At 46.3% G+C, this 24,693-nt stretch carries 18 protein-coding genes; 6 read left to right on the top strand and 12 right to left on the bottom strand.

Annotated features, from left to right (window positions below):
• Positions 1 to 124: 124 nt before the first annotated feature.
• Entirely contained in the window at positions 125 to 1,345 is a 1,221-nt protein-coding gene (locus tag OL444_RS04915) for a tetratricopeptide repeat protein (RefSeq protein WP_264734346.1), read from the bottom strand.
• Positions 1,346 to 1,350: 5 nt separating this feature from the next.
• Positions 1,351 to 2,679 carry an AAA family ATPase gene (locus OL444_RS04910; protein WP_264734347.1) on the bottom strand — a complete coding sequence of 443 codons (1,329 nt, stop codon included), beginning with the start codon at positions 2,677 to 2,679 and terminating at the stop codon, positions 1,351 to 1,353.
• Between the two features lie 344 nt (positions 2,680 to 3,023).
• On the opposite strand from OL444_RS04910, the gene OL444_RS04905 reads away from it, so the two are divergent.
• Positions 3,024 to 3,488 (top strand): hypothetical protein, encoded by a 465-nt coding sequence (locus tag OL444_RS04905; protein WP_264734348.1) that lies wholly within the window; start codon positions 3,024 to 3,026, stop codon positions 3,486 to 3,488.
• A gap of 317 nt (positions 3,489 to 3,805) precedes the next feature.
• Positions 3,806 to 7,036: a TonB-dependent receptor gene (locus tag OL444_RS04900; RefSeq protein ID WP_264734349.1), complete on the top strand. Its 3,231-nt coding sequence runs from the start codon at positions 3,806 to 3,808 to the stop codon at positions 7,034 to 7,036.
• A gap of 72 nt (positions 7,037 to 7,108) precedes the next feature.
• On the opposite strand, the gene OL444_RS04895 is transcribed toward OL444_RS04900, so the two are convergent.
• Complete coding sequence (locus tag OL444_RS04895; RefSeq protein ID WP_264734350.1) at positions 7,109 to 7,825, bottom strand: SIMPL domain-containing protein; 717 nt, start codon at positions 7,823 to 7,825, stop codon at positions 7,109 to 7,111.
• Positions 7,826 to 8,011: 186 nt separating this feature from the next.
• Entirely contained in the window at positions 8,012 to 11,383 is a 3,372-nt protein-coding gene (gene mfd / locus OL444_RS04890; protein WP_264734351.1) for a transcription-repair coupling factor, read from the bottom strand.
• 226 nt (positions 11,384 to 11,609) lie between these two features.
• Between mfd and OL444_RS04885 the strand changes: the two genes are divergently transcribed.
• Positions 11,610 to 12,332 (top strand): ferredoxin--NADP reductase, encoded by a 723-nt coding sequence (locus OL444_RS04885; protein WP_264734352.1) that lies wholly within the window; start codon positions 11,610 to 11,612, stop codon positions 12,330 to 12,332.
• 61 nt (positions 12,333 to 12,393) lie between these two features.
• Here the strand turns inward: OL444_RS04885 and OL444_RS04880 are convergent, their stop codons facing one another.
• From OL444_RS04880 to dtd, 4 genes are all read right to left on the bottom strand, one after another.
• The gene (locus OL444_RS04880; RefSeq protein WP_264734353.1) at positions 12,394 to 13,821 is read right to left on the bottom strand and encodes a glycine--tRNA ligase; all 1,428 of its coding nucleotides are present in this window, start codon (positions 13,819 to 13,821) and stop codon (positions 12,394 to 12,396) included.
• A gap of 81 nt (positions 13,822 to 13,902) precedes the next feature.
• Entirely contained in the window at positions 13,903 to 14,847 is a 945-nt protein-coding gene (locus OL444_RS04875) for a YihY/virulence factor BrkB family protein (RefSeq protein ID WP_264734354.1), read from the bottom strand.
• A gap of 46 nt (positions 14,848 to 14,893) precedes the next feature.
• On the bottom strand, positions 14,894 to 15,220 hold the full coding sequence (locus OL444_RS04870) for a nucleotide pyrophosphohydrolase (protein WP_264734355.1): 327 nt from the start codon (positions 15,218 to 15,220) through the stop codon (positions 14,894 to 14,896).
• Between the two features lie 52 nt (positions 15,221 to 15,272).
• On the bottom strand, positions 15,273 to 15,725 hold the full coding sequence (gene dtd, locus OL444_RS04865; protein WP_264734356.1) for a D-aminoacyl-tRNA deacylase: 453 nt from the start codon (positions 15,723 to 15,725) through the stop codon (positions 15,273 to 15,275).
• Between the two features lie 202 nt (positions 15,726 to 15,927).
• On the opposite strand from dtd, the gene arfB reads away from it, so the two are divergent.
• Positions 15,928 to 16,329, top strand: coding sequence for an alternative ribosome rescue aminoacyl-tRNA hydrolase ArfB (gene arfB / locus OL444_RS04860; RefSeq protein WP_264734357.1), 402 nt, complete (start codon positions 15,928 to 15,930; stop codon positions 16,327 to 16,329).
• Positions 16,330 to 16,436: 107 nt separating this feature from the next.
• Positions 16,437 to 17,969, top strand: a complete 1,533-nt coding sequence (locus OL444_RS04855) for an oligosaccharide flippase family protein (RefSeq protein WP_264734358.1) — start codon at positions 16,437 to 16,439, stop codon at positions 17,967 to 17,969.
• A 45-nt stretch (positions 17,970 to 18,014) separates the two neighbouring features.
• Here the strand turns inward: OL444_RS04855 and OL444_RS04850 are convergent, their stop codons facing one another.
• Positions 18,015 to 18,656, bottom strand: coding sequence for an MBL fold metallo-hydrolase (locus OL444_RS04850; RefSeq protein WP_264734359.1), 642 nt, complete (start codon positions 18,654 to 18,656; stop codon positions 18,015 to 18,017).
• 59 nt (positions 18,657 to 18,715) lie between these two features.
• On the opposite strand from OL444_RS04850, the gene OL444_RS04845 reads away from it, so the two are divergent.
• Positions 18,716 to 22,111, top strand: a complete 3,396-nt coding sequence (locus tag OL444_RS04845) for a TolB-like translocation protein (RefSeq protein ID WP_264734360.1) — start codon at positions 18,716 to 18,718, stop codon at positions 22,109 to 22,111.
• A 121-nt stretch (positions 22,112 to 22,232) separates the two neighbouring features.
• Here the strand turns inward: OL444_RS04845 and OL444_RS04840 are convergent, their stop codons facing one another.
• From OL444_RS04840 to creD, 3 genes are read right to left on the bottom strand one after another with little or no spacing between them, the layout of a single operon-like run.
• On the bottom strand, positions 22,233 to 22,910 hold the full coding sequence (locus OL444_RS04840; RefSeq protein ID WP_264734361.1) for a DUF1361 domain-containing protein: 678 nt from the start codon (positions 22,908 to 22,910) through the stop codon (positions 22,233 to 22,235).
• A gap of 47 nt (positions 22,911 to 22,957) precedes the next feature.
• Complete coding sequence (locus OL444_RS04835; protein WP_264734362.1) at positions 22,958 to 23,320, bottom strand: diacylglycerol kinase family protein; 363 nt, start codon at positions 23,318 to 23,320, stop codon at positions 22,958 to 22,960.
• A 6-nt stretch (positions 23,321 to 23,326) separates the two neighbouring features.
• Positions 23,327 to 24,670 (bottom strand): cell envelope integrity protein CreD, encoded by a 1,344-nt coding sequence (gene creD, locus OL444_RS04830; RefSeq protein WP_264734363.1) that lies wholly within the window; start codon positions 24,668 to 24,670, stop codon positions 23,327 to 23,329.
• Positions 24,671 to 24,693 lie beyond the last annotated feature (23 nt).

Below are 24,693 nucleotides of genomic sequence, written 5' to 3'. Positions count from 1 at the left end.
ATCTGCCCCCTTATACCTGACAGCACGCTCCAACACCTGCATTTCAGCGGATCTACATAAAAAAATTACGCATGGTATTACCGCTGATGCGGTACCCCATGCGTAACATTTATATATTGGTATATTATGCTTCTCTTGAGATAATATAATTCGCCAGGAACTGATACAGGAATACCCCTATCAGCATAACGGTCACGAATATATTAAAAGGATCAGCTGTAATGAAGGTGAATCCTACTCCCAGCAAACCACATACTGCCAGTGCCAGGGTATACCAGCGGAAAATACGGCGGCTCTTAGGAGCGTTAGCCGCATACATACTGGATACCGGCAGCAGCAATACGCCTGCACCTATAGCCAGTGATAATAAAGCCGGTATAGCGGTTACCCAATAGGCTATTGCCGCCAGCAATCCTGTTCCCAACAGGATACCTACCCAATTGGATACGTTGGTTTGTTCCGGTGTGAGCGCATATCTGCCGTAAGGGTTCAGCCGGAGAAACAGATTACTTACCGGTACGATCAACCAGGTGGAAACCGCCAGTAACGCCAGTAAAACGTATACCGGGAAAAACACCCTGCTGGCAATCTGTGTCAGGATGAAAATACCAATGATAATAATCCATTGTGTACCGGCTTTCTGACGACCCATAAAAAATGCATAGTTCAGGAATTGCCGGTATAACCAATACCGCGCCTTCATCGCCTGGACCATCCCATTTTTTGCCCAGGTCTGGGTAGGATCCAGTTTCAGGGATTCCCTGAAATGCTCCAGCGACTTCCGATGATCGCCGGCTTCCAGCCACTTCCAGCCGAGGTTGGCGTGTGTATAGGCATTCTCCGGGTTATGTTCCAGTGCTTCATGCAGATCAGAAAACGCTTCTTCTTTTTTGCCCAGGTTAAACAGGGCATGCGACCGCAGGTTCAGGCAGGATTCATCTTCCGGATTGATGGCCAATCCTTCTTCTGCTTTCTGCAACGCACCCTGGTAATCTTTTTTAAACAGTAATATCTGGCTCCACATGCCAAAATAATCAGCCCGGTAAGGGTTGATGGCTACTGCATTGCCGATGGCCCTGATGGCCTCATTAAACTGATTTTTATTGAGGAACAAACGGGCCTGCAAATACAGAAAACGGTCGTCGTCCGGTGCAAAACTCAGGGTATTGCTGACAATCCCGGCAGCTTCCTCCTCGTTATTCATCTCCATATAACAAACCGCCAGCAAAAACAGGGCATCTGTATCATGGGCGCTGGTACTCAGGTGTTGCCGCAAAGTAGTCAGTGCATCCTGATAGCGGCCTTGTTCCAAAAGGAACTGGGCCCGCTGAATTAATACAGCCATAAGTGTTATTTCTTAATATCCAGGTACTTCAATACTTCATCATAGAGACCTGTTTCATTTGAATAAAGTGCATAATTACGGGCCGTATTAAACCATTCCCTGGTAGTAGGCTTATGTGTTTTGGCGGCTTTCAGTAATGTTTTCTGGGAAATAGGCTGCGGGGCGCCTTTTTGCAGGGCTTCCAGCAGTTTTTCTTCTATGGCCAGGTCCACAATGGCGTTCAGATCGGCGCCGGAATACCCGGAGGTAGCTTTTGCCAGTGCCGTATAATCCAGGTCTTCCACCGGTTTGTTGCGTAGCTGGAGTTTCAGTATTTCCTCCCGGCCATCCTGTTCCGGTGGCGCCACAAAAATGATCCGGTCGAAGCGGCCGGGGCGACGGAACGCGGGGTCCAGGCTCCAGGGAGCGTTGGTAGCGCCGATTATCAGTACATTTTCGTTGTTGGCCGCAATGCCGTCCATTTCAGCCAGGAACTGATTAATCAGGTGACTGGTACCGCTGTTGCGCATAGCAGAACGGTTTGCACCCAGGGCGTCTACTTCATCAAAAAAGAGTACACAGGGTTTGCTCTGGCGGGCCAGCTCAAAGAGGCTATGCAGGTTTTTCTCACTGTTGCCCATCCACATATCCAATACGTCGTGGATACCCACATTGATAAATTCGGCCTGTATTTGTCCGGCGGTAGCGCGGGCCAGGTAGGTTTTACCACATCCCGGCGGGCCATACAGCAGGATACCACCGCCTGCTTTTTTCCCGTAGGCTTTATACAGATCCGGGAACTGCAGTGGCTTGATGATTTTAAGATCGATTTCCTGCTTCTCTCTTTCCATTCCACCTACATCAGAAAAATTGATATCCGGTTTTTCCAGGGTAAACAGTTTCTCTTCATCTTCCTCTTCGTCCTCATCATTGCTAAAGGAAACCGGTTGCTGCTGTGAAACGCGGAAATAACCGTCCAGCGCTTCGTCGCGAAATCCGGGATTCAGTTGCAACAGGTGCTGATATATTTCGCGGGCCTGTGCCATGGATTTTTCCTTTACCAGGATACGGCAGTGCAGCAGGAGCGCATCAAAATGATCAGGCTCCCGGTGCTCCAGCTGTTCCAGTACAACTATAGCGGCGGAGTATTTCTGTTGGTGATAAAAAGTGCGGGCCAGTCCGAGCTGCGCGTCTGTATTGGAGGCAGAGAGTTCCAGTACTTTCCGGTACTGTTCTTCCGCGGCGATGTATTCGTAGTCCTGTAGCAGCACCTGGGCCAGGTGCATTCTTAAAGGCACATTTTCCGGCGAAAACTGTACCGCCTCCTGTAATTGCTTTATAACTTCCGATGACATAAATGTGCGTTTATATAAACTTTTGGTAACCCCGTAATAATACGTAATAAAGACACAAAAATATTGTTAAATATGCTATTTTATGCAGGCGGTTATGCGACAGCAACAGTCGGACATATCTGCTATGAGAACCAATTAGTTAAGCTTTTACTTATAAATAAAAATAATAATTTATTTTTTTCTTTATATATTGCAGCGTATTTATCCCTATGCCAGTATACATAACCGGTATCCTATACTTATCTAAATTGTTGCCGGCTGCTGCTCTTTTGTAGCCGGTAACGGTTTCCCGTTATCAAAAATGGCATCTGACCAATACATCTTTATACCTCATACTATACACTATGCGTATTACTACATTATTAATGGCAGCCATGGTTGCCATAGCAGGAGTAGGCCTGGTTGGCTGTAATAATAAAAAGGACGAGCCCAAACCAGACACCTATATCTCCTTTAAACTGGGTAACGACAAGTATATCTCCAATGAAACCCAGGCCTATATGAGCGATACTGTAATTGCCCGTAAAAAGACGCTTGTCATTGATGGGGTAACCAACAACTTCAAACATCACATGGAATTGATGGTGACATTTCCGGAAGCACCGGCAGCAGGTACTTTCGACAAAAACATTGAAATGTCGCTGATGCATATAGAAAAGCTGGAACCAGGTTACACCGGCAGTAACATACAAGTGAAAATAACGAGTATTAATAGTAAATACGCGGAGGGAACATTCTCCGGAAAATTAACCAGTGGTGAAACTGAAAAACCATTAACGGACGGGACTTTCAAAGTCAATATTTATTAAGATTTTTTAAACTTTTCCGAAGCGGCCCTGTTTATTTAAACAGGGCCTTTTTATTTTCGTATATACATTAAGGTTACTTTAATTCTTTTATTGTTCACATTCAGATAACAATTAATTTCTATCCCTTTTTTCTTGATTTCTTAACTTTCAATTCATACTGAAAGCAAAAACTGATACTATCTAAACCTATAGATACGCCAACCTATCTAATTTAAGCCTGTTTTAAGGGGTCCTTAACAATTCCATAATGATCTGTTAACATTCTGTTTGTTTTAGACAACGTCCTTTGCTGCGTAATAACACTCACACTCAGCTTTATGAAATCATTCGTTACGTTATTAGCTAGCTTTATTGTATTAGTTTTTTCAACCACGTCACACGCACAAATCACTACCTCCCTTGTATCAGGTAAAGTATCTGATCCCGGTGGACAAGCCATTCCAGGCGTTACAGTGGTAGTGGTAAACAAAAGCACCGGCGCAAAGTCAGGTGTACAAACCAATGCAGACGGCCGTTATTTATTGCCGAATCTGAATCCCGGCGGACCGTATACCATTACGGTATCCTTTATCGGGTATAAAAAAGAAGTAAAAGAAGATGTAAACCTTGCACTGGGTACTACCAGCTTTAACTTCAAACTGCAGGAAGAATCTACCGCATTAAGTGAGGTAGTTATCACCGGCAGCACCGGCGGCGGCAAAGCCGGCGGCACCCGCGTAGGACAGGACCAGATCAAAAGCCTGCCTACACTCAGCCGCAGCCTGCAGGACCTCACCCGCGTGACGCCGCAAAGCAACAACAACTCTTTCCTGGGTACCAACTACCGTTACAACAACGTAACGCTGGATGGTGCGATCAATAATGATGCGATTGGCTTCAGTCCTTCTCTCGGCGGACAAAGCAATACCAGCGGTCAACCAGGTAGCAGCACCCGCTCCAACCCGGTATCGCTGGATGCGATCCAGGATATTCAGGTATTACTGGCTCCCTTCGATGTGAAAGTGGGTAACTTCCTCGGTGGTAGCATCAACGCGGTAACCCGCAGCGGTACCAACGAATTCCATGGTTCCATCTACGGTTATGGCCGTAATGCCGGCATGATCGGTAAAAATAAAATCGGTGACGGTTCCAAACTGCCCAGCGATTTTCACGACTACCAGACCGGTGTTCGTTTAGGTTTTCCGATCATCAAAGACAAACTGTTTTTCTTTACCAATGAAGAAATCACCCGTCGCGTAGACCCGGTAATTCTGGCCGCAGGTTCTGCTGATGGTGGTGGTATCCTCACACAGGAAGATGCGGATAAAATCACTGCCAAAATGAAAGAATATGGTGTGGATGCCGGCACTGCAGGTAATACCAGCATCTATTCCAACTCTACTAAATTCTTCAATAGAATAGACTGGCACATCAACGACAAACACCAGTTGTCTGTACGTAACAACACCATTCTGTCTGAAGCCACCAACCTGGAACGCGACCAGCAAAACTTCCGTTTTAAAGGTATCGACTTCAAACAGGTAAACAACCAGACATCTACGGTAGCAGAATTGAAAAGTAATTTCTCCAATACACTTTCCAATACCCTGATACTGGGCTACTCCAGTGTACATGACTATCGTGATCCGCTGTCTGATCCTTCGGTTCCACAGATCCAGATCAAAGGAAAAACTCCTGGTTCTACCATCTTCCTGGGTACAGACCGTGAAGCCAGTATCTTCAACATGAAACAGAAAACCTTTGAAATAACCGATAACGTTACCTTATTCAAAGGCAACCATACCATCACCTTAGGTACACACAACGAGTTCTATAACATCACTTATGGTTTTGTGAATTCCTGGAACGGACGTCTGGACTATAACAGTGTTGAAGCCTTCCTGAAAAACGAACCACTGCGCGTACGCGGTAACTTTAACTATGCCAACAACTCCCGTGATAATATCATGGCGAATCCTCCGGCACAGTTTAAAGCTAACCTGTTGAGCGTATACGCACAGGATGAAATTCAACTCACCGACCGTTTCAAAATCACCCCAGGTATCCGTATTGATTATACCGGCCTGCCTAACAGACAGCCTTTGAGTGATAAAACCACCAATGCGCCGGTAGATAAAAACTACGGTAACACCTATACGTATACTTTACCGAAAGATATCACCAACAACTACCTGAATAACGTACAGATCTCTCCGCGCTTAGGATTTAACTACGATATCAAAGGCGACAACAGCCTGGTATTACGTGGTGGTACCGGCCTGTTTACCGGCCGTATTCCTTTCGCCTGGTTAGGTTATGCTTATTATAACAATGGTGTTACCTATGGTGCATACGATCAGAAAGCAGGTGATAAACCATTTGTAAACGGACCTAATCCGGCTGCTAAACCATCACCGAATGGTATCGCTGATTTCGCCAAACAAAACGGTGTGGATGTAAACAATCCACAGGCGCCTACACAGGTAGATCTGATCGACAACAACTTCAAAATGCCGCAGGTATGGAGAAGTAGCCTGGCAGTGGATTACACCACCCGCGACCAGTGGAAATTCACCCTGGAAGGTATTTATACCAAAGTAATCAAGGACCTGAAATTCCAACAGGTGAACCTGGTAGATAATCCTACTTACTATGCTTATGATGTACATCAGCAACAACCTATTTACTCCGGTAAAAAAATCAACTCGGCTTATACCAACGCTTACCTGTTGTCTAACACCGACCAGGGTTACCGCTACAGCATCACTGCACAGGTGAATAAAACTTTCAAATTCGGACTGAACTTCATGGTAGCTTATACCTATGGCCAGTCTAAAGACCTGACCAACGGTATCCGTAACTCTATGGAGTCTAACTGGCAGCTGAATCAGGCACTGAATCCCAACAGCCCAACCCTGGCCTATTCCAACTTTGACATTCGTAACCGTATCGTTTCCACGGTTAACTACAAACAAGACTGGGGTACCAAAGGAAAATGGATCACTAACTTCGCGCTGTTCTTCAATGCGTCTTCCGGTACACCATTTACCTATGGCTTCGTAAATGCTACGGTACAGGGTACACCACAGCAGGTGAGCCTGGCTTACATCCCGAAAGATGTAACAGAAGCAGCTAAGTTCTTTGCAGCTACCGCTACGCAGACAGCAGAACAACAAGCTGCTGCTTTCATGAGCTATGTAGAAGACGATAAATACCTGCGTGGCCGTAAAGGTGACTTCACGGAACGTAATGGTGGCCGTACGCCATGGAATGTGCAGGCAGACTTCCGTTTCAGCCAGGATTTCAACTTCAAGGCAGGTAAGCAGATACATACCCTCACCCTGACGTACGATATCATTAACCTGACGAATCTGCTGAATAAAGAGTGGGGTGTTCAATACTTCTCACCAAACACTTTCAACTCTACTGCCAGCGTTGGTTTAACAGCTGCAGGAAAACCAGTAAACGGTTATCCTACCTATACTTTCACCAACCCGGGCACGCCTTATTCCAAAGACTTTTTTGCATCCCGTTCACAGATGCAGCTGGGTCTGAGATACAGCTTCTAGTCTGAAAATACACAACATAAAAAAGGGCATTACGAGTGATCGTAATGCCCTTTTTTATGTTGTGTATTTTTATTATCTGATACCGAAAACAGTTCTTACTTCTGCACGGATCTTGATGGTTTTAAATTCGATGCTGGATACTTCTCCACCATTGTCAGCAGCCACACCCGCTTTATACATCATTACGTTGCTGTATTCAGGACGTACATCGCTGTAGTTATCGGTGCTGATTTCCTGGATTTCGATCACATCACCGATTTTGCTGCCGATAGCATTCAGCATATAATCAGCTTTGTTTTTCGCTGCCTGTAACGCTTTTATTTTTACTTCTTTGCGGTACTCTTCCATTTTGCTGGAAGTATAGGAAGACACACGGGTGTTTTCGATACCTTCTGCATCTACCGCACCCAGGATATCATTTATTTTGTCGAGCTTATTCAGCTTCAGGCGGTATTGTTTACGCGCCATAAATTCCAGCGGATTTTTCTTCTTCACCCAGTAGTCGTAGTTATTGCCGTATACATTTTCGATTGTCAGGTTTTCTTTGGCAATACCTGCGTCCTGTACTGCTTTCTGCAGTTGTTTTTCCAGGGTACTGATCTCTGTTTTGGTTTTCCCTTTCAGGTACTCTTTCAGGGAGATGCTGATGTAGATTTCGTCCGGTGTAATTTCCATTTCGGCGGTTCCGTTTACTTCAATCTTTTTTACCGGTTGTTTATTGTCTGCCTGTTGTGCAAAAGAACTGAAGGCAAAAAATAATCCTGCTGCCAATAACATTACCTTTTTCATGTGTCGTTGTTTTCTATTGTTTAAAAATTTGTTTTCGTTGTTGTTTACGCCTTCATGATGTAGGCATCGCTGCTGATTCCATAAAAGCAATCAAAAAAATTTATCTTTTTTTCATCTGCACAAACAGAACCATTCATTTCACATTGATAATGAAACGATTACATGCAAATTATGTTACAGCGATTTTTATTTACGGCTATCCGTCATTGCCTTGAGGAAGTCATACAGGTCGTTCATATGGCGGATACGACTGGCTACCAGCATAAAGTTTTTACCCACCTGTTTCAGTTTGGCGTTGTTGGTACGGGTTTGTATATACGTTAAGATATGATTGAACGTAGGTGATTCGAAATAAGGAGAGTCCGGATTATTAATAAAGTAACAACGCAGGTTTTCTTCTTTCAGCATCATTTTTTCGAAGCCCAGCTGAATCGCCATCCAACGGCAGCGGATGGTGGTAAGCAGGTCTTTTACCGCTTCCGGCATCGGGCCAAAACGGTCGGTGAGGTCTGCACCAAAAGCCTGCAGTTTACCTTCTTCTGTGATATTATCCAGTTCCTGATAGAGGTTCAGACGTTCCTGGATGCTTTCAATATAAGTATCGGGAATCAGGATTTCAAGGTCTGTATCAATGGTACAGTCGCTCACGAAATCTTTTTTCTCTTCCAGCTGATCTTTAAAGAGATCACGGAATTCGTTTTGTTTCAGTTCGCGGATGGCTTCGTCGAGGATTTTCTGATACATGTCAAATCCTATTTCCGCCATAAATCCGCTTTGTTCGCCACCCAGCAGGTTACCGGCGCCACGTATATCGAGGTCGCGCATGGCAATCTGGAAGCCGCTCCCCAGCTCACTATGCTGTTCCAATGTTTGCAGCCTTTTACGGCTGTCGGAAGGCAAAGTACTCATCGGAGGTGCCAGCAGGTAACAGAAAGCTTTTTTATTGCTTCGTCCTACACGGCCGCGCAGCTGGTGCAAATCACTCAGTCCGAAGTGGTGCGCATTATTGATGATAATGGTATTGGCATTCGGTATATCCACGCCGCTTTCCACGATGTTGGTACATACCAGTACATCATATTTGCGGTCTATGAAGTCCAGGATTACTTCTTCCAGCTGATGGCCTTCCAGTTGCCCGTGGGCAGTGGCGATAGACAGGTCCGGACACAGGCCCTGTATCAGGCCGGCCATCTCTTTCAATCCTTTTACGCGGTTGTGGATGAAGTATACCTGTCCGCCTCTTTCGGCTTCAAAGTAGATCGCATCGCGGATCAGGTCCTGATCAAATACATGCACTTCCGTTTCAATCGCCTGGCGGTTAGGCGGCGGCGTATTGATAATGGAAAGGTCACGGGCACCCATCAACGAAAACTGCAGGGTACGCGGTATAGGCGTTGCCGTTAGGGTGAGGGTATCTACGTTATGTTTTATCTGTTTCAGCTTTTCTTTGGCTGATACTCCAAATTTCTGTTCTTCATCTACCACCAGCACACCCAGGTCTTTAAACTTCACATCTTTGCTCAGCAGGGCATGGGTACCTACGATGATATCAATTTTGCCTTCTTCCAGGCGTTTCAATGTTTCTTTTTTCTCTTTGGCAGATTTAAAACGGTTGAGATAATCTACCGTACAGGGGAAATCACGTAAACGTTCGGAGAAAGTTTTGAAATGCTGGAAGGCAAGAATGGTAGTAGGTACCAATACGGCAGCCTGTTTCCCATCTACAATAGATTTAAAGGCGGCCCGGATAGCTACTTCCGTTTTACCGAAGCCTACATCACCGCATACGAGGCGATCCATTGGCGACGGCGATTCCATATCCCGTTTCACATCAGCCGTAGCCTTGCTTTGGTCGGGGGTATCTTCGTAGATAAAGGAAGCTTCCAGTTCTGTTTGCAGGTAAGTATCCGGTGTATGTGCAAATCCTTGCTGGGCTTTGCGCACCGCATATAACTGTATCAGGTCTTTGGCAATATCCTTCACCTGCGTTTTCGCCTTCTCTTTCAGCTTATCCCAGGCATCGCTGCCCAGCTTATTCACACGGGGTTCTACGCCTTCTTTGCCGGTGTATTTGCTGATTTTATGCAGGGAGTTGATATTTACATACAACAGGTCGTTGTTTTTGTAAATAATACGGATGGCTTCCTGCATTTTACCGCCTACTTCTATTTTCTGTAACCCGCTGTACATGCCCACGCCATGGTCAATGTGCGTCACAAAGTCGCCGGACTGCAACTCCCGCAAGGTTTTCATGGTGATCGCCTTGTTCTTGTTGTACGCCTGTTTCAGTTTGTATTTGTGGAAACGCTGAAAAATCTGGTGGTCTGTATAACAAACCAGTTTCAGGGAGTGGTCGATAAACCCGTAGCTGATAGCTACCGGAATCGGGAAGAAAACAAAGTCTGCTTTCAGGTCTTCGAAGATACTCCGCAGCCGTTCGAGCTGGCGGGGGTTATCTGCGAATATAAAAAGGGAGTATTTATTACTGTTATGTTTCGCCAGGTCTTTGAGCAGCAGGTCGAATTGCCGGTTAAATACAGGCTGTTCCTGCGTATCAAAGACGATAGACTGTGCCGGGAAACCATTTTCGTTGAGCCATTCCTTATTACCGAAAACCACAGTATGCCTTTCCAGCAACTGTTTCATCAGGATAGCCGCTTTAACGAAATCATCTTCCTGCAATAACATTTCCTCATCTTCATCTACCCGTACTTTCTGACCGGTTTGCATCCAGTCGTCCAGGCGCTGCTCCATTTGTTCGATGACGCCCTGCACATACGCCGGGTCTTTCATCCACACGACGGTATTGGCCGGGAGGAATTCGGTGAGGGATGTTTTGGTATGATCTGCCGCATGGGTATCCATGTTGGCGATGAGGGTTACCTGGGTCAGCTTACGTTCACTCAGCTGGGATTCCGGATCAAACAGGCGGATAGAATCAATATCTTCTCCGAATAATTCAATACGGTAAGGTTTCTCATTACCAAAAGAGTAGATATCCAGGATACCACCTCTTACAGCATATTGTCCGGGTTCATAAACAAAGTCGGTGGCACTGAAGCCCCATCCTACCAGCTTCTCCAGCAGGTCGTCTACCTTGAGTACGTCGCCCACTTTCAGCTGTACCATGTTGGCGCTGAAAGCCATGCTACCGGCTACTTTTTCCCATAGTGCTTCCGGATAGGTAACCATGATCTTTTTACGGACCTGATCGCCGGAAAACTTCATGAGCGCCTCTGTGCGCAACATGCTATGGCTGTTGTTGATTTCATGAAACTGCCCGGTCTTTTTGAAAGAGTCCGGGAAATAGAAAATATCCAGCGCCTGGCTGAGTTGTTCCAGATCGTTATGGAAATAGGCCGCCTCCTCTTTATCATTCAGGATAAAGAGATGGTTCGCATCTGCATGTGCCCAGGTACTAACAGCCACAAAATTTATTGCACTCCCGGCAAGGGAAGACAGTTGAAAATATTGTGGAGTGGGTGATTGCATCCCCTTCACCAGCGCCTGCAGGCGAGCATCACGTTGAAAAAGTTGTAATACGGCCTGTAAATTCATGAGGAATGCAAAGGTAAAGAAGATTTCTTGATTTTGCGGGAGACAACTGCCGGAATTTCGATCACGCGATTAATCCTCCTCTTGGTTTTATGCAGGCTATCCCCATCCGGGCGGTGGTGATACGACCACCCTTGCGCAAGATACCGGCAGTGGTCACTTCTTTAAGGCGGAAACCACAAATCCCCGTTTTTTTTTACTATATTCAATACGACCAAACTCAATTTCCATGCAGGAGATATGGCACACCGGCATTGTAACCAAACTGGTTGATGAAACGTACAACACCCGCCGCTTCTGGATACGGATACCTGATATGGAGCGCTTCGACTTTAAACCCGGCCAGTTTGTGACACTGGACCTTCCTATCCACGAAAAGAAAAACAAACGCTGGCGCAGTTATTCCATTGCCTCCCATCCGAATGGCACCAATGAAATAGAGCTGGTAATTGTATTGCTGGAAGGGGGTGTCGGCAGCACCTACCTTTTTACTGAAATCAAGGAGGGGAGCGAATTACAGGTACGCGGTCCGCTGGGCGTTTTCGTATTGCCGGAAACGTTGGACCGGGAGCTGTTCCTGATATGCACGGGTACAGGCATTGCCCCTTTCCGTTCCATGGCACATTACATCCGTTTGCACAACGTACCGCACCAGCAGATTTACCTGATCTTTGGGTGCCGTTATGAAAAAGACCTGTTATATGCGCCGGAAATGCGGCAGCTGCAGGAAGAGCTACCCAATTTCCATTATATCCCTACCTTATCCAGGGATGAAAGCTGGACCGGCAAAAAAGGTTATGTGCACAGTATTTACGAAGAGATGCTGCAGGCAGACAAACGTCCGGCCAACTTCTTTCTGTGTGGGTGGAAAGCGATGATTGATGAGGCAAAGCAGCGTATTGTGGCCATGGGGTACGACCGACATGATATACACCTGGAGCTGTACGGGTAAGAAAAAGGGCCACGGCAACCAGGAATATACTTCCTGTGGCTGCCGTAGCCCGGGTAATCTCTTAGCTGATTTTATCTAATACCAGTTGTTTGATTGTTGACATCGGCACACGTTCCTGTTCCATGCTGTCGCGGTGACGAATGGTAACAGTACCGTCTTCTTTCGTCTGATGATCGATGGTTACGCAGAAAGGCGTACCAATAGCATCCTGACGGCGATAACGTCTTCCGATCGCATCTTTTTCTTCATAGAAACAATAGAAAGCAGATTTACAGCTGTCCATCAGTTCACGGGCAATTTCCGGCAGGCCATCTTTTTTGGTCAGCGGGAAAATAGCCAGTTTAATCGGCGCCAGTTTAGCAGGCAGTTTCAGTACCACACGGCTGTCTGCTTTTTCCGGTGTGCTCAGGTCTTCCTCTGCATAAGCATTGCAGATCGTGAGCAGGAACATACGATCCAGACCGATAGAGGTTTCTATCACGTAAGGCACGTAGTTCTGGTTGATTTCCGTATCGAAATACTGTATTTTCTTTCTGCTGTGTTCCTGGTGTTGTTTCAGATCGAAGTCGGTACGGGAGTGAATACCCTCTACTTCCTTGAAACCAAACGGGAATTCAAATTCAATATCTACGGCAGCATCTGCATAGTGCGCCAGCTTCACGTGGTCTTTGAAGTGATATTTTGCCGGGTCTACACCGAGGCTCAGGTGCCACTGCATACGCTCTTCTTTCCATTTCTCATACCACTCTTTCTGGGTGCCAGGGCGGATGAAGAACTGCATTTCCATCTGTTCAAATTCGCGCATGCGGAAAATAAACTGACGGGCTACGATTTCATTCCGGAATGCTTTACCGATTTGCGCAATACCAAACGGCACTTTCATACGGCCGGTTTTCTGCACATTCAGGAAGTTCACAAAAATCCCCTGGGCTGTTTCCGGACGCAGGTATATTTCGCTGGCTTCATCTGTAACACTACCCAGCTGGGTGGAGAACATCAGGTTGAACTGACGTACATCTGTCCAGTTGACAGTACCACTCACACCGCATTTTATCTTTTTTTCTTCGATCAGTGTTTTTAATCCCGGCAGGTCATTTTCTTTCAGGAGTAACTCCATCTGGTCCAGCAGGGCTGTTTTGTCTGCTGCTTCCAGCGTATCTGCATACCCTTCAATGAGGTGATCTACCCGGTAGCGTTTATTGCTATCCTTGTTATCGATCATCGGATCGCTGAAATTATCCACGTGGCCGGATGCTTTCCAGGTAGTTGGATGCATAAAGATAGCCGCGTCGATCCCCACGATATTTTCGTGCAGTTGGGTCATGCTTTTCCACCAGTAATCCTTGATGTTCTTTTTCAATTCAGCCCCGTACTGACCATAGTCGTATACGGCACTGAGTCCATCATAGATTTCACTGGACTGAAAAACAAAACCATATTCTTTACAATGCGATATAATCGCCTGGAATGTATTCTGATCTGTAGACATAGTGGCGCAAAGATAAAGGCCTAATTTGAAAATATGGATGTAATTATTTTATAATCTATAGGGAACTGATAGACAAATGTACTATCCTTCTTCCACCCGTTCTTCGGCTTCATGTGGCACTTCCACCTGCTTAATCCATACCGCATAATCATTCGGATAGATTTGCTTGCCGAAGTGTTGTACATATACCCGGGTAAATACGGCCCCGAAATACAGGATGGCTGCTGAATAATATACCCAGAGCAGGATAATCACAATAGAGCCTGCCGCACCATAAGTAGAACTGACCTTGCTGGCGCCCAGGTAATATCCGATAGCGAACTTACCGATCATAAAGAGAATAGCCGTAGCGAAAGCTCCCACCCGTACATCTTTCCACTTGATACGCGCATCCGGCAGTACTTTAAAGATAATGGCAAAAAGTGTGGCGATTACAATAAAAGGCACCACAAAATCGGCCACATAGAACAGGAGGGTAGAGGTAACTTTCTCCGGAATCATTTTAGTGAGTAATACTTTGAAAAGCTCCACCAGCCCATTGATAGCCAGCGATACCAACAAAATAAAGCCCATGCTCACCACCAGGGAAAAAGAAAGCAGCCGGTTCAGCAACATCCGGAGCAAACTATTTTTCTTGGGCTTGGATTTCAGGCGCCAGATGTAATTAATGGAATCCTGTATTTCCGCAAACACCCCGGTAGCACCAATGATCAGGGTAATAAACCCTACTGCAGTAGCCCAGGTCATATCATTGGAGAGGGTTGCGTTTTTAATCATGGCCTGAATCTGCAGCGCGGCAGCATCTCCTACCAGACCGCTGATCTGCCCATAGATACTGCCTTCCACCGCCTCTTTTCCCAGGAAAAGATCACACAGGAAAATGATGATGATCAGCATGGGCGCCACCGAAAAAATAGTATAATAGGCCAGTGCTGCACTTAGTTTCAGCACCTTATCTTCAAAAAAATCACTGACAGATTGTTTTAATACCTGCCAGAGCATTTTAATCGTTCCGGTTTTTTGCATAACAGTTGTTTTTATAAAGCCGCAACGCCGTTTCCTGCGGCAGGGGCTATTTTAATTTGGGGTTCTGTTGGTGGCGATGTGCATCCCGAATATTCTTCTTGTCGAAATTCTTCTCCAGCGCTACCGTCATATCAATGCCGGTTTGATTGGCAATACACAAAAGCACCCACATGACATCCGCCAGCTCATCTGCCAGCTGTTTGTTGGTATCACTTTCCTTTGAAGACTGATCTCCGTATTTGCGGGCCATCACGCGTGCTACTTCTCCTACTTCTTCCGTCAGGATCGCCATATTTGTCAGCTCACTGAAATAGCGGACACCGGTGGTATTGATCCAGTTGTCAATTTTTTCCTGCGCTTCTTTGATTGTCATGGATATTTTTTTAAGATACTAAAGATAACAGATTGGAAGATAACCGTTTCCACTATTCCCGGTGCTGGGTATCAATCAGGATGGTAACCGGACCGTCGTTGAGCAACGCCACTTTCATATCTGCGCCAAAGATCCCTCTTTGAATAGGGGTCCCCAAATCCTGTTCCAATTGTGCAGTCATTTTTTCATAGAGCGGAATGGCCACCTCCGGTTTACTCGCACGGATATACGAAGGCCGGTTGCCTTTTTTCACGGCTGCATGCAGGGTAAACTGGCTTACCAGCAGGATATCCCCATGTATTTCTTTCACCGATACATTCATCACACCTGCATCATCGTTGAAGATGCGCAGGTTAACAATTTTACTGCTAAGCCAGGTAATGTCTTCCTGGGTGTCGGCATCCTCGATGCCCAGCAATATCAACAATCCCTGTTGAATAGCTCCCGTAACAGCACCATCTACTGTAACAGATGCGTGTGTAACACGTTGTATAACCGCCCTCATATAGTATAAATCATTTTTGCCGGCGAAAATTAAGGAAATCAGCCGATTCGGCGGGCTTCCTTTTTACCGGAGAGCGGGAGAGGGGTTACAAAGGTTTCACGGGTAATATCCGACCGGCAGAATATAGGATAAGGGTTTTAACGGCAGTTTTAATAAATTGCTTCCCGAACCAACTCACAAATATTAACAAAATAAATATACGATGAATATTGACATCACCACCGAACTCACTTTTCGTACCGCCCGCAGCGGAGGCAGCGGCGGACAGAATGTGAACAAAGTGGAGACTATGGTAGAGGGGTATTTTAACATCATGGCATCCGGCCTGCTCACTGCGGCGCAAAAAACCATATTGACAGAAAAACTGGCCAACCGCATCAATGCCGACGGCATGCTGCTGGTGAAATCACAAACCGCCCGCACCCAGCTGGGCAACAAGCAGGAAGTGATCTATAAAATGAATGACCTGATCAACAAAGCGCTCATTCCCCGTAAAAAACGCGTACCCACCAAACCTTCCAAGGCCGTGGTGGAAAAACGCATTCAGTTTAAAAAGCGGTTATCTGATAAGAAACAGCAACGGAGAAACGGATTTTTTGAATAGCGCACGGCCATCATCCGGAAACACTTCCTGTATGGGATATGTTTTTCGCTGTTGTACCGATGTATATCCGACCTTCGTCATTTATCATTGCATTAAAACATACAATATTGAGTATCAAACAACTGGCAGGACAAACAGTATATTACGGCCTGAGTAATATTGTGAGTAAGTTGCTCAATTATTTTCTGACCCCATTTTATCTGGGTATCCTTACGCGGGCATCTTTTGGTGAGATGTCTAACGTATATGCCTATATTCCGTTTGCCAACATTGTACTCACCTATGGTATGGAAACCGCTTTTTTCCGTTTTGCGAAAAAAGAAAACAAGGCACATGTGCTGGGTACTTCCACCATTTCCCTGCTGATATCCACCATCAGTATCACGATACTGTTGTTACTACTGCGGGAACCTGTCATTGACTCCTATGCCGGCAAGCTGGCCGGGCTCAACGGACATCCGGCCTTTTATACGTATGTGGTGTTCCTGATGGCTTTTGATGCCCTCACAGCGATTCCTTTTGCACAACTGCGGCTGGAAGGACGGCCGGTCCGGTATGCGGTAATTCGTATAGCCGGTATCGTAACCACTATCTTTTTTAATGTCTTCTTTCTGGTAATATGTCCGAAGTTATATGCCTCAGGCCATCATTGGGTACCTGATCTGCAAAGCGGCAGCGATCAGACGGGCTACATCTACCTCAGTAATATGCTGGGCAGCGCCGTTACACTCTTACTGTTCCTGCCGCAAATCCGCAACATCGAATGGCGGTTTGACGCCGCTCTCTGGAAAAAAATGGTGCACTATGCCTTGCCGCTGATTGTAGTGGGAATGGCCGGTATGGTCAATGAAACCTTCGACAGGGCCTGGTTTCTGCCGCAGTTTCTGCCTGGCAACAACATGGAAGCCAAAAAAGAAGTCATTGCCCTGTACAGTGCCAACTACAAACTGGCGATCCTCATCACCATGTTCATACAGGCGTTCCGGTTAGGCGCCGAACCTTTCTTCTTTAAACAGGCAGAAAGCGGCAATCCGCAAAAAATGTATGCCCGGATCATGAAGTTATTCGTGATCATGCTTTGTTTCATGTTCCTTTTCGTAAGCCTGTATCTAAGTATCTGGAAAATATTCCTGCGGGTGCCTTTTTACTATGAAGGGATGCGGATCGTACCCGTATTGCTGCTGGCCAATATGTTCCTGGGGATCTATTACAACCTCACTATCTGGTTCAAACTCACAGACCGCACCCGCACAGGTGCCATCATTACCATCATTACTGCATTCCTGGCTTTTCTGCTGAACTGGTGGTGGATTCCGGTAATGGGGTATTATGGTGCCGCACTGGCCACCATGGTATGCTACTTTATTCAGATGGTGATTTGTTATGTACTGGGACAAAAATACTACCCGGTACCCTACCATCTGCCTAAACTGATTACCTATATAGGCCTGGCCGTTATTATTTACTATGTATTCAACTGGCTCAATGCCAACCTATTGTCGCCGAAGGATATCTATGCATTGAAACCCCTTCCGTTTGCAGTGGCCACGTTGCTGTTTGCGGCCTATGGCTGGTTTATATTCCGTATGGAGAAGAAAGAATTTGCCCGGCTGCCCGTGATTGGGAAGTTTATCCGATAGGTTTGTTTTTCCGGTATGCCGCAGCGGCATACCGGAAAAACGTTATTAGTCCTCCAGAAAAGGATTGTGCTGTTTTTCAAAGCCGATAGTAGTGGAAGGACCATGGCCCGGGTATACCCTTACCTCATCCGGCAGCACAAACAGCTGTTCCCGGATACTACGTAGCAGCGTATCCGTGTCTCCTCCCGGCAAATCGGTTCTGCCTACGCTCTTAAAGAACAACACGTCGCCGCCAATCACAAACTGCTGGCTGGCGCAATAAAAAGACACACTCCCCGGAGAGTGGCCAGGTGTAAACAACACCACCAGCTCATCTTCACCGAAAAGGATCTTTTCCCCCGGCACCAGGTGACGGCCTGCTACCGGCGAAGGATCAAATGGCAGATTATACATCACCCCCACCTGCTGCGAACGGTCCAGCACCACCTGCTCTGCTTCGTGGTATTCCGGACGCACCTTATAAGTATCGGATACCAGCTTGTTGCCAAATATGTGATCGAAATGGCAATGCGTATTCAATAATCTTATAACATTTAACCCGCCGGTTTGTATATATTGCAATAATTCATTTCTTTCGTTCTGAAAATAACATCCCGGGTCTATAATTATACAATCCTTTTTTCCGTTAATAAGAAGAAAAGTGTTTTCCTGTAGGGGCCCGAAAGTGAATTGTTGTATTTCAATCATTGCTACCCGATTTTTTTACGGTAATTTTAAAAGATCACAATATTATCAATACTTTCTGTATGAACAGATTTATTACCCGGTTATTATTCCACGGTACCCTATTACTTGGAGCGATAGTATCCCAGGCTCAAACCAATACAGTAGAATTCGGACAAAATCGAGTGCAGTTTAAGAATTTTAAATGGAGATACTATCAAAGCCGCCACTTTAATACCTATTTTAGCCAAAACGGGCTTGAATTAGGTAAATATGTGGCCCAGGTAGCCGAAAAGGAATTACCGCAGCTGGAGCAGTTCATGGAAACCAATCCCCGCCAGCGTATTAATATTGTGGTATATAACAGCTTCGGAGAAATGAAGCAATCCAACATCGGTATTGGTATCGACTGGCAGAATACCGGCGGTGTTACCAAACTGGTGGGTAATAAAATGATCGTATATTTTGATGGCAACCACGAAAACCTACACCGTCAGATACGCCAGGGCATCGCCCGGATTATGCTGGAAACACAGTTGTTTGGGGAAGATATCGGCGAATTTGCCGGTAATGCCGTATTGATAGATTTTCCCAAATGGTTTACAGATGGCTTTATCGCCTATGCAGCAGAGCCCTGGAATGCCCGCCTGGATGAAGAGTTAAAGTCGGCCCTGTTATCCGGAAAATATAACAGCTTTAATCACCTGGCTTATGAAAAGCCATTGCTGGCCGGCCAGGCATTCTGGTACTATGTGGAAACCAAATATGGTAAAGACGCCGTGCCTTACCTGATGTACATCTCCCGCATCAACCGCGGACTGAAAAAAGGTTTTGAACAGGTACTCAATCTCACTCCGAAAAAAACGACCCAGGACTTCTTTGTATTTTATCAAAGAAGATTCTCAGAAGATAACCGCAGAAGAAAAACTTCTGCTAAAGGCCGCACCATTGTGGCCCAGGAAATCGGCAAAGCAGATTATTTCCGTTTCAATCCCAATCCTAAAAATAATTCCTACGCAGTCGTAGAATTCAAGAAAGGCGTATACCGCGTACAGATTCAACTGGGCTGGAACAAGCCGAAAGTACTGCTCCGCAGCGGCGTCATGCAGCTGGCTAACCAACTGGATCCTAACTACCCGATGATGGCCTGGAATCCTAAAGGCAACCGGCTGGCAGTGATCTACGAACACGAAGGCAAAACCAAACTGCTGGTATACGACCTCATAACCCGTACCACCCTACGTCAGGACCTGAAACAATTCGACCGGGTGGTAGACTTCAAGTTCATGCCCATACAGGAAAATAATCTTCTCCTGTCTGCTATCAAAAACGGACATACCGACATTTTCACCTATAGCATCAGCAACTCCAAAACAGACCAGATCACCAACGATGTGTATGATGACCTGGACCCAAGTTTTGCTGCATTCCCCGGCAAAAGCGGTATCATTTACTCTTCCAACAGGCCATCGCCTAAAGGAAGGGGCAGCGATACCTCCCTGCCCAACCGTCCTTTCAATATTTTCATGGTAGACAACTGGAACAGAAGCTCCGAAAAACAGATCACGCAGTTAACGGATCTGAAATACGGAGACGCCCGGTTGCCCATGCAATATAATACCACCCACTTCACCTTTGTTTCTGATGCCAACGGTATCCGTAACCGTTATGCCGGCTTCTTCAAATCACAAAGTGCCGGTGTAGACTCTCTCTTTTATGTAGGCGCCGACATCCTGCATAATCCGGAGAAAGAAGAGCTGGATTCTGCACTGGCAGCCTATGGTGCGGCTGCACCTGATTCCGTGGAAGCCATCGCCATCACCAGCGACTCTACCTATTCTTTCCCGATCTCCAACTATCCATATGGTATCCTGGAATCCAGGATTACCGGCGAAAAAGGAGAGGTATCTGAAGTGGTAGGATATGCCGATATCAAACGACTGATGAAGTTAAAGGTAGATACCACTGTGCTGAAGAAAAGAAATATCAACGCACGGCCTACCAATTTCAGAAAAGCAGAAATACATGCAGACAGCCTGCGATTAGGATTACCAACGTTTGCGGCGCCGGTGAAAGACACCACGTCTCATCCGAATTTCTTCCAGAACGAATTTGGTAATGATCCGGTAGATACTACCGAGACTGTGATAACATTGCAGGATAATAATAATTCCTTCTTTGAGAAAAAGAAAGAAGAACCGGTATTGAAAAAGTCTAAACTGTTTCCATATAAATTCAAATTTGCATCCGACTACCTGACGGTGCAATTGGATAACTCTGTACTCATTAACCGGTACCAGCCTTACACGGGTCCCCCTTCTGGTCCGATCCGGCTTTCAGATCCCATCAACGGTTTAATCCGCATTGGGGTAAGCGACCTGTTTGAAGACCTGAAATTCAGTGGCGGCTTCCGTATTCCTTCCAACCTGCAGGGAACAGAATACTTTTTCACCACCTCTTACCTGAAAAAACGGTTTGACTATAAATTCACCTACTACCGGAAAGTGGATAAAAGCCAGGGATTCAGTGTAATCGGCTCGCCTGAAGTACTGCCAGTGAAATTTATCACCAACCTCTATCAGCTGGAAGCCCGTTATCCGTTTGACCAGGTGAGAAGCCTGCGTTTACAGGTAGGCTACCGTACAGACAGACTGGTGATGCAGGCTACCAGAATAGAAACGCTGAAACAGCCGGACTTCAAGGAAAGCTACGCGTTAGCGCGCCTGGAATATGTATATGATAATACCATCAATCCGGCTATTAATATCTGGAATGGTACCCGTTATAAAATCTATGGCGATGTGAATTCCCAGCTGACCAACGGTGGATTGAATGAATTATTCAATCCCAATTCAGCGGCGGCCAATGGCAGATTCACCTATAGCATGGGTGTTGACATACGTCACTACAAAAAAATCTACCGCAACTTTATCTGGGCTACCCGTTTCTCCCTGGATATGTCCTGGGGTACGCGCAAACTGTTGTACTACCTGGGTGGTATAGACAACTGGTTAAACCCGCAGATCAATGCCAACAATCCGGTTGACAGAACTGTCAACTACGCCTTCCAGACCTTGTCTGAAAACCTGCGCGGATACAAGCAGAATGCGAGAAACGGTAATAATGTAATGTTGCTGAATACCGAATTACGTTTACCGGTATTCGCCACCTTTATCGACCGGCCTATTAACTCCGCTTTACTGCGTAATTTCCAGGCAGTTTCCTTCATGGATATCGGTACCGCGTGGACCGGAAAACTGAGCTTTAAAGATGCCAATTACGGCGAGTATACAGATCCCGGATCCGGAGTGGTTACCCGTATTAAAGAAGGCTTCCTCGGACCTTTCATCGGTGGTTATGGTTTTGGTGCCCGCACTACTATTGCAGGCTATTTCCTGCGGGTAGATGCCGGCTGGCCTGCCATGGGCTTCTTCAAGGGCAGTCCGATCTGGTACTTCGGTATGGGAGTCGATTTCTAAGCCACTACCACACTCCGGTACCTGTTGCCGGATGTGATCAATTTATAAAAGCAAAACGCGCAGCTCCGTAGGAGTTGCGCGTTTTGCTTTTATAACATACTACGCAGTAACGAATCGGGGCTTAACGTGCCTGTGGTTTTTTGGCAAAAAACGGATACATCAGATACAGAAAGATACCCATACAGATCGTAAAGGCCCACGCACTCCTGTTTTCCCAGGGATGCAATACGATATCGCGCATATCGCCCAACAACGTAAGCGGATCTTTTACTACATCCCAGCTATTATAGCGCAGGTACCGGCCGATATATACCCCCATGGCGCACAGGAACATCACCGGAAACGAAAACAGCCAGGCCGGCCAGCGGGTATGCCGTACCCGCCACATATGCTCCATGGTGCGGATGGAAAAATATCCCAGCACCATCCCATTCCAGGCAAAGGAAAAAATCATGAATAAATCGAACCACAGCGGTACACCGCCGTCGAATAAATGAAACAGATCTGTGAGAATATAGGGCGCGTTGGGCACAAACAGCAGCCACACCACAAAACAACTGTACCAGGTATACCGGTTGCTGACCTGTTCCGGATGCCGGTGCATCCAGCCGGTAATGGCAAAAGGAATATAGGCCAGAAAAAGATTCCAGATCAGTGATACCCGCAGATAACTACCGGTATGGGCTATACGGCAAGCCAGCAAAGCCAGGCTGAATAATACAGAAGCATACAGGGTATATTCCTGTCGTGACCGGTGTACCTGCCTTTGCAGTAACCGCATCCTACTTTTTAGTTTCATACGCCAGTTTTATATGGTTAAAACGATACAGGGATAAAAGGGAAACACTAAAAGAGATAAGGATAAAAGATCAATATGCCAATGACCAGCGCAGCGATGGCTGCGACCAATACTGCGCCGGCGGCTACATCTTTGATCCACTTTACTTTGGGATGTTGTTGCGGAGAAAGATGATCCATGATTTTTTCCACCACGGTATTCAGCATTTCCGTTACCCATACCAGAGCTATGCATAATATAAGCCAGATCCATTCGGAAGTGGCAATATGATACCAGCAACCGGCAGCCACTACCACTATGGTAGCAAGGGCGTGTATACGTGCATGTGGTTCGCTGCGTAAAAAAGCGATGATACCGTTAAAAGCGTATCCGAAACTGGCTATCCGTTTGCTGATATAAGAATTGCGCATGTTAGTTTATTGATTTACGGGTGTGACGTCTTTCTGCCCCAGTTTGTCCCATTTGATACGGCTGCTGAAATACATCACCAGCGCCAGGATGATAAATAAGCCCAGACTACCCATCAGCAGCGCCTGGTCTTCTGCACTGATGACTACATAAATAAAGCCATACAATAATACCAGCACACTGCCGATACTGATGGCGATACGGGCGTTTTTATAGGCAGCTGCAATATACAGGACAATCAATCCGATCGTCAGCACGCTGGAGATGATGTAGGCCATAATAAAGTTAAGTTGTTCTGAAATAGATATTAACAGGGTATAGAAAATACAAAGGGCTAATCCCACGAGGGCATATTGCAATGGATGTAAGGTCCGGCGCTGCGACAGCTCAATAAAATACAGGATAAAAAAGGTAAGTCCGATGATGAGCAGCGCATATTTTACAGCGCGCATAGACTGCTGGTAGCTTTGTGCCGGCATAAACAGGCGGATACCAAAATCAGCCGACTGGATATCGTATTTATTGCCTGTCCAGCTTTGCGGATAGTTGCGGCTCAGGTGCTGGATCTGCCAGGTAGCCACAAAACCTTTATCACTTACCTGCCGGGTTTTAGGCGGGAAGGCGTCATCGAAACTAGGATCCGGCCAGGTAGAACGAATATTGGCCACAGTGGTTTGACCTATCGGAGAGAAACGGATATGCCCGGAACCTTTTACGCCCAGATCCAACGTAAAGCTACCCGCAGTACCGCCCGCTGCTGTCATATCAATGGCTACCGGCGTTTGAATACCGCTGCTGAAAAGATCCTTATTGACGATTCCCGGATTAAAAAAATACGGTTTGCCGTTCCACATTAATTGCACTTGGTTATCGATGCCCCGCAGATCACTGATACCTACCAGTACCATGGCTTCATTCAGCTTCAGGGCGGAGAAGGGGATGTCCAGTTTTTCCAGGGCTGTTTTGGTAAAAGTTCCGCTGAGTTGCAGCCTTGCTGTATATACGGCCACATCAAAAATACCCCGCTTGAGTTTTTCCGGTAACAGCTCACCGTTTATTTTCAGGTTTTCCGGCAGCAGGTATACGTATGACTGGAATTCCCCGGCGTTATGCTGGCCGGCAAGGGTATAGGGGATGGCCAGTACCGGTCCGGTGATATGTTGTTCTTCTCCCCAGCGGCTGCTGACTTCTTTGGTGGCTTCCTGCTGTCTGTCGCGCCGTTCCCAGATGATGCCCTGTATCATATTGGCAGGGATCAGTAACATGATGGTCATAACGATGATGATGAAAGCCTTGATAGCGTAGGCATAACGATCAAAAAAGGAGAGGGGCGTATGTGTTGAAGGTTCCATATACAAGTTTTTTATTTTAGAAA

It is taken from the genome of Chitinophaga nivalis (genome assembly GCF_025989125.1).
GTDB lineage: Bacteria > Bacteroidota > Bacteroidia > Chitinophagales > Chitinophagaceae > Chitinophaga > Chitinophaga nivalis.
This window is presented reverse-complemented; position numbering and strand designations above follow the sequence as displayed.

Excerpts from the sequence above, each read along its gene's own strand:
- mfd (WP_264734351.1), bottom strand. The coding sequence starts at position 11,383 with ATGAATTTACAGGCCGTATTACAACTTTTTCAACGTGATGCTCGCCTG.
- OL444_RS04845 (WP_264734360.1), top strand. The coding sequence starts at position 18,716 with ATGAACAGATTTATTACCCGGTTATTATTCCACGGTACCCTATTACTT.
- OL444_RS04850 (WP_264734359.1), bottom strand. The coding sequence starts at position 18,656 with ATGATTGAAATACAACAATTCACTTTCGGGCCCCTACAGGAAAACACT.
- OL444_RS04885 (WP_264734352.1), top strand. The coding sequence starts at position 11,610 with ATGCAGGAGATATGGCACACCGGCATTGTAACCAAACTGGTTGATGAA.
- OL444_RS04895 (WP_264734350.1), bottom strand. The coding sequence starts at position 7,825 with ATGAAAAAGGTAATGTTATTGGCAGCAGGATTATTTTTTGCCTTCAGT.
- OL444_RS04870 (WP_264734355.1), bottom strand. The coding sequence starts at position 15,220 with ATGACAATCAAAGAAGCGCAGGAAAAAATTGACAACTGGATCAATACC.
- OL444_RS04915 (WP_264734346.1), bottom strand. The coding sequence starts at position 1,345 with ATGGCTGTATTAATTCAGCGGGCCCAGTTCCTTTTGGAACAAGGCCGC.
- OL444_RS04905 (WP_264734348.1), top strand. The coding sequence starts at position 3,024 with ATGCGTATTACTACATTATTAATGGCAGCCATGGTTGCCATAGCAGGA.
- OL444_RS04840 (WP_264734361.1), bottom strand. The coding sequence starts at position 22,910 with ATGAAACTAAAAAGTAGGATGCGGTTACTGCAAAGGCAGGTACACCGG.
- OL444_RS04835 (WP_264734362.1), bottom strand. The coding sequence starts at position 23,320 with ATGCGCAATTCTTATATCAGCAAACGGATAGCCAGTTTCGGATACGCT.
- OL444_RS04910 (WP_264734347.1), bottom strand. The coding sequence starts at position 2,679 with ATGTCATCGGAAGTTATAAAGCAATTACAGGAGGCGGTACAGTTTTCG.
- OL444_RS04875 (WP_264734354.1), bottom strand. The coding sequence starts at position 14,847 with ATGCAAAAAACCGGAACGATTAAAATGCTCTGGCAGGTATTAAAACAA.
- dtd (WP_264734356.1), bottom strand. The coding sequence starts at position 15,725 with ATGAGGGCGGTTATACAACGTGTTACACACGCATCTGTTACAGTAGAT.
- OL444_RS04880 (WP_264734353.1), bottom strand. The coding sequence starts at position 13,821 with ATGTCTACAGATCAGAATACATTCCAGGCGATTATATCGCATTGTAAA.
- OL444_RS04900 (WP_264734349.1), top strand. The coding sequence starts at position 3,806 with ATGAAATCATTCGTTACGTTATTAGCTAGCTTTATTGTATTAGTTTTT.
- arfB (WP_264734357.1), top strand. The coding sequence starts at position 15,928 with ATGAATATTGACATCACCACCGAACTCACTTTTCGTACCGCCCGCAGC.
- creD (WP_264734363.1), bottom strand. The coding sequence starts at position 24,670 with ATGGAACCTTCAACACATACGCCCCTCTCCTTTTTTGATCGTTATGCC.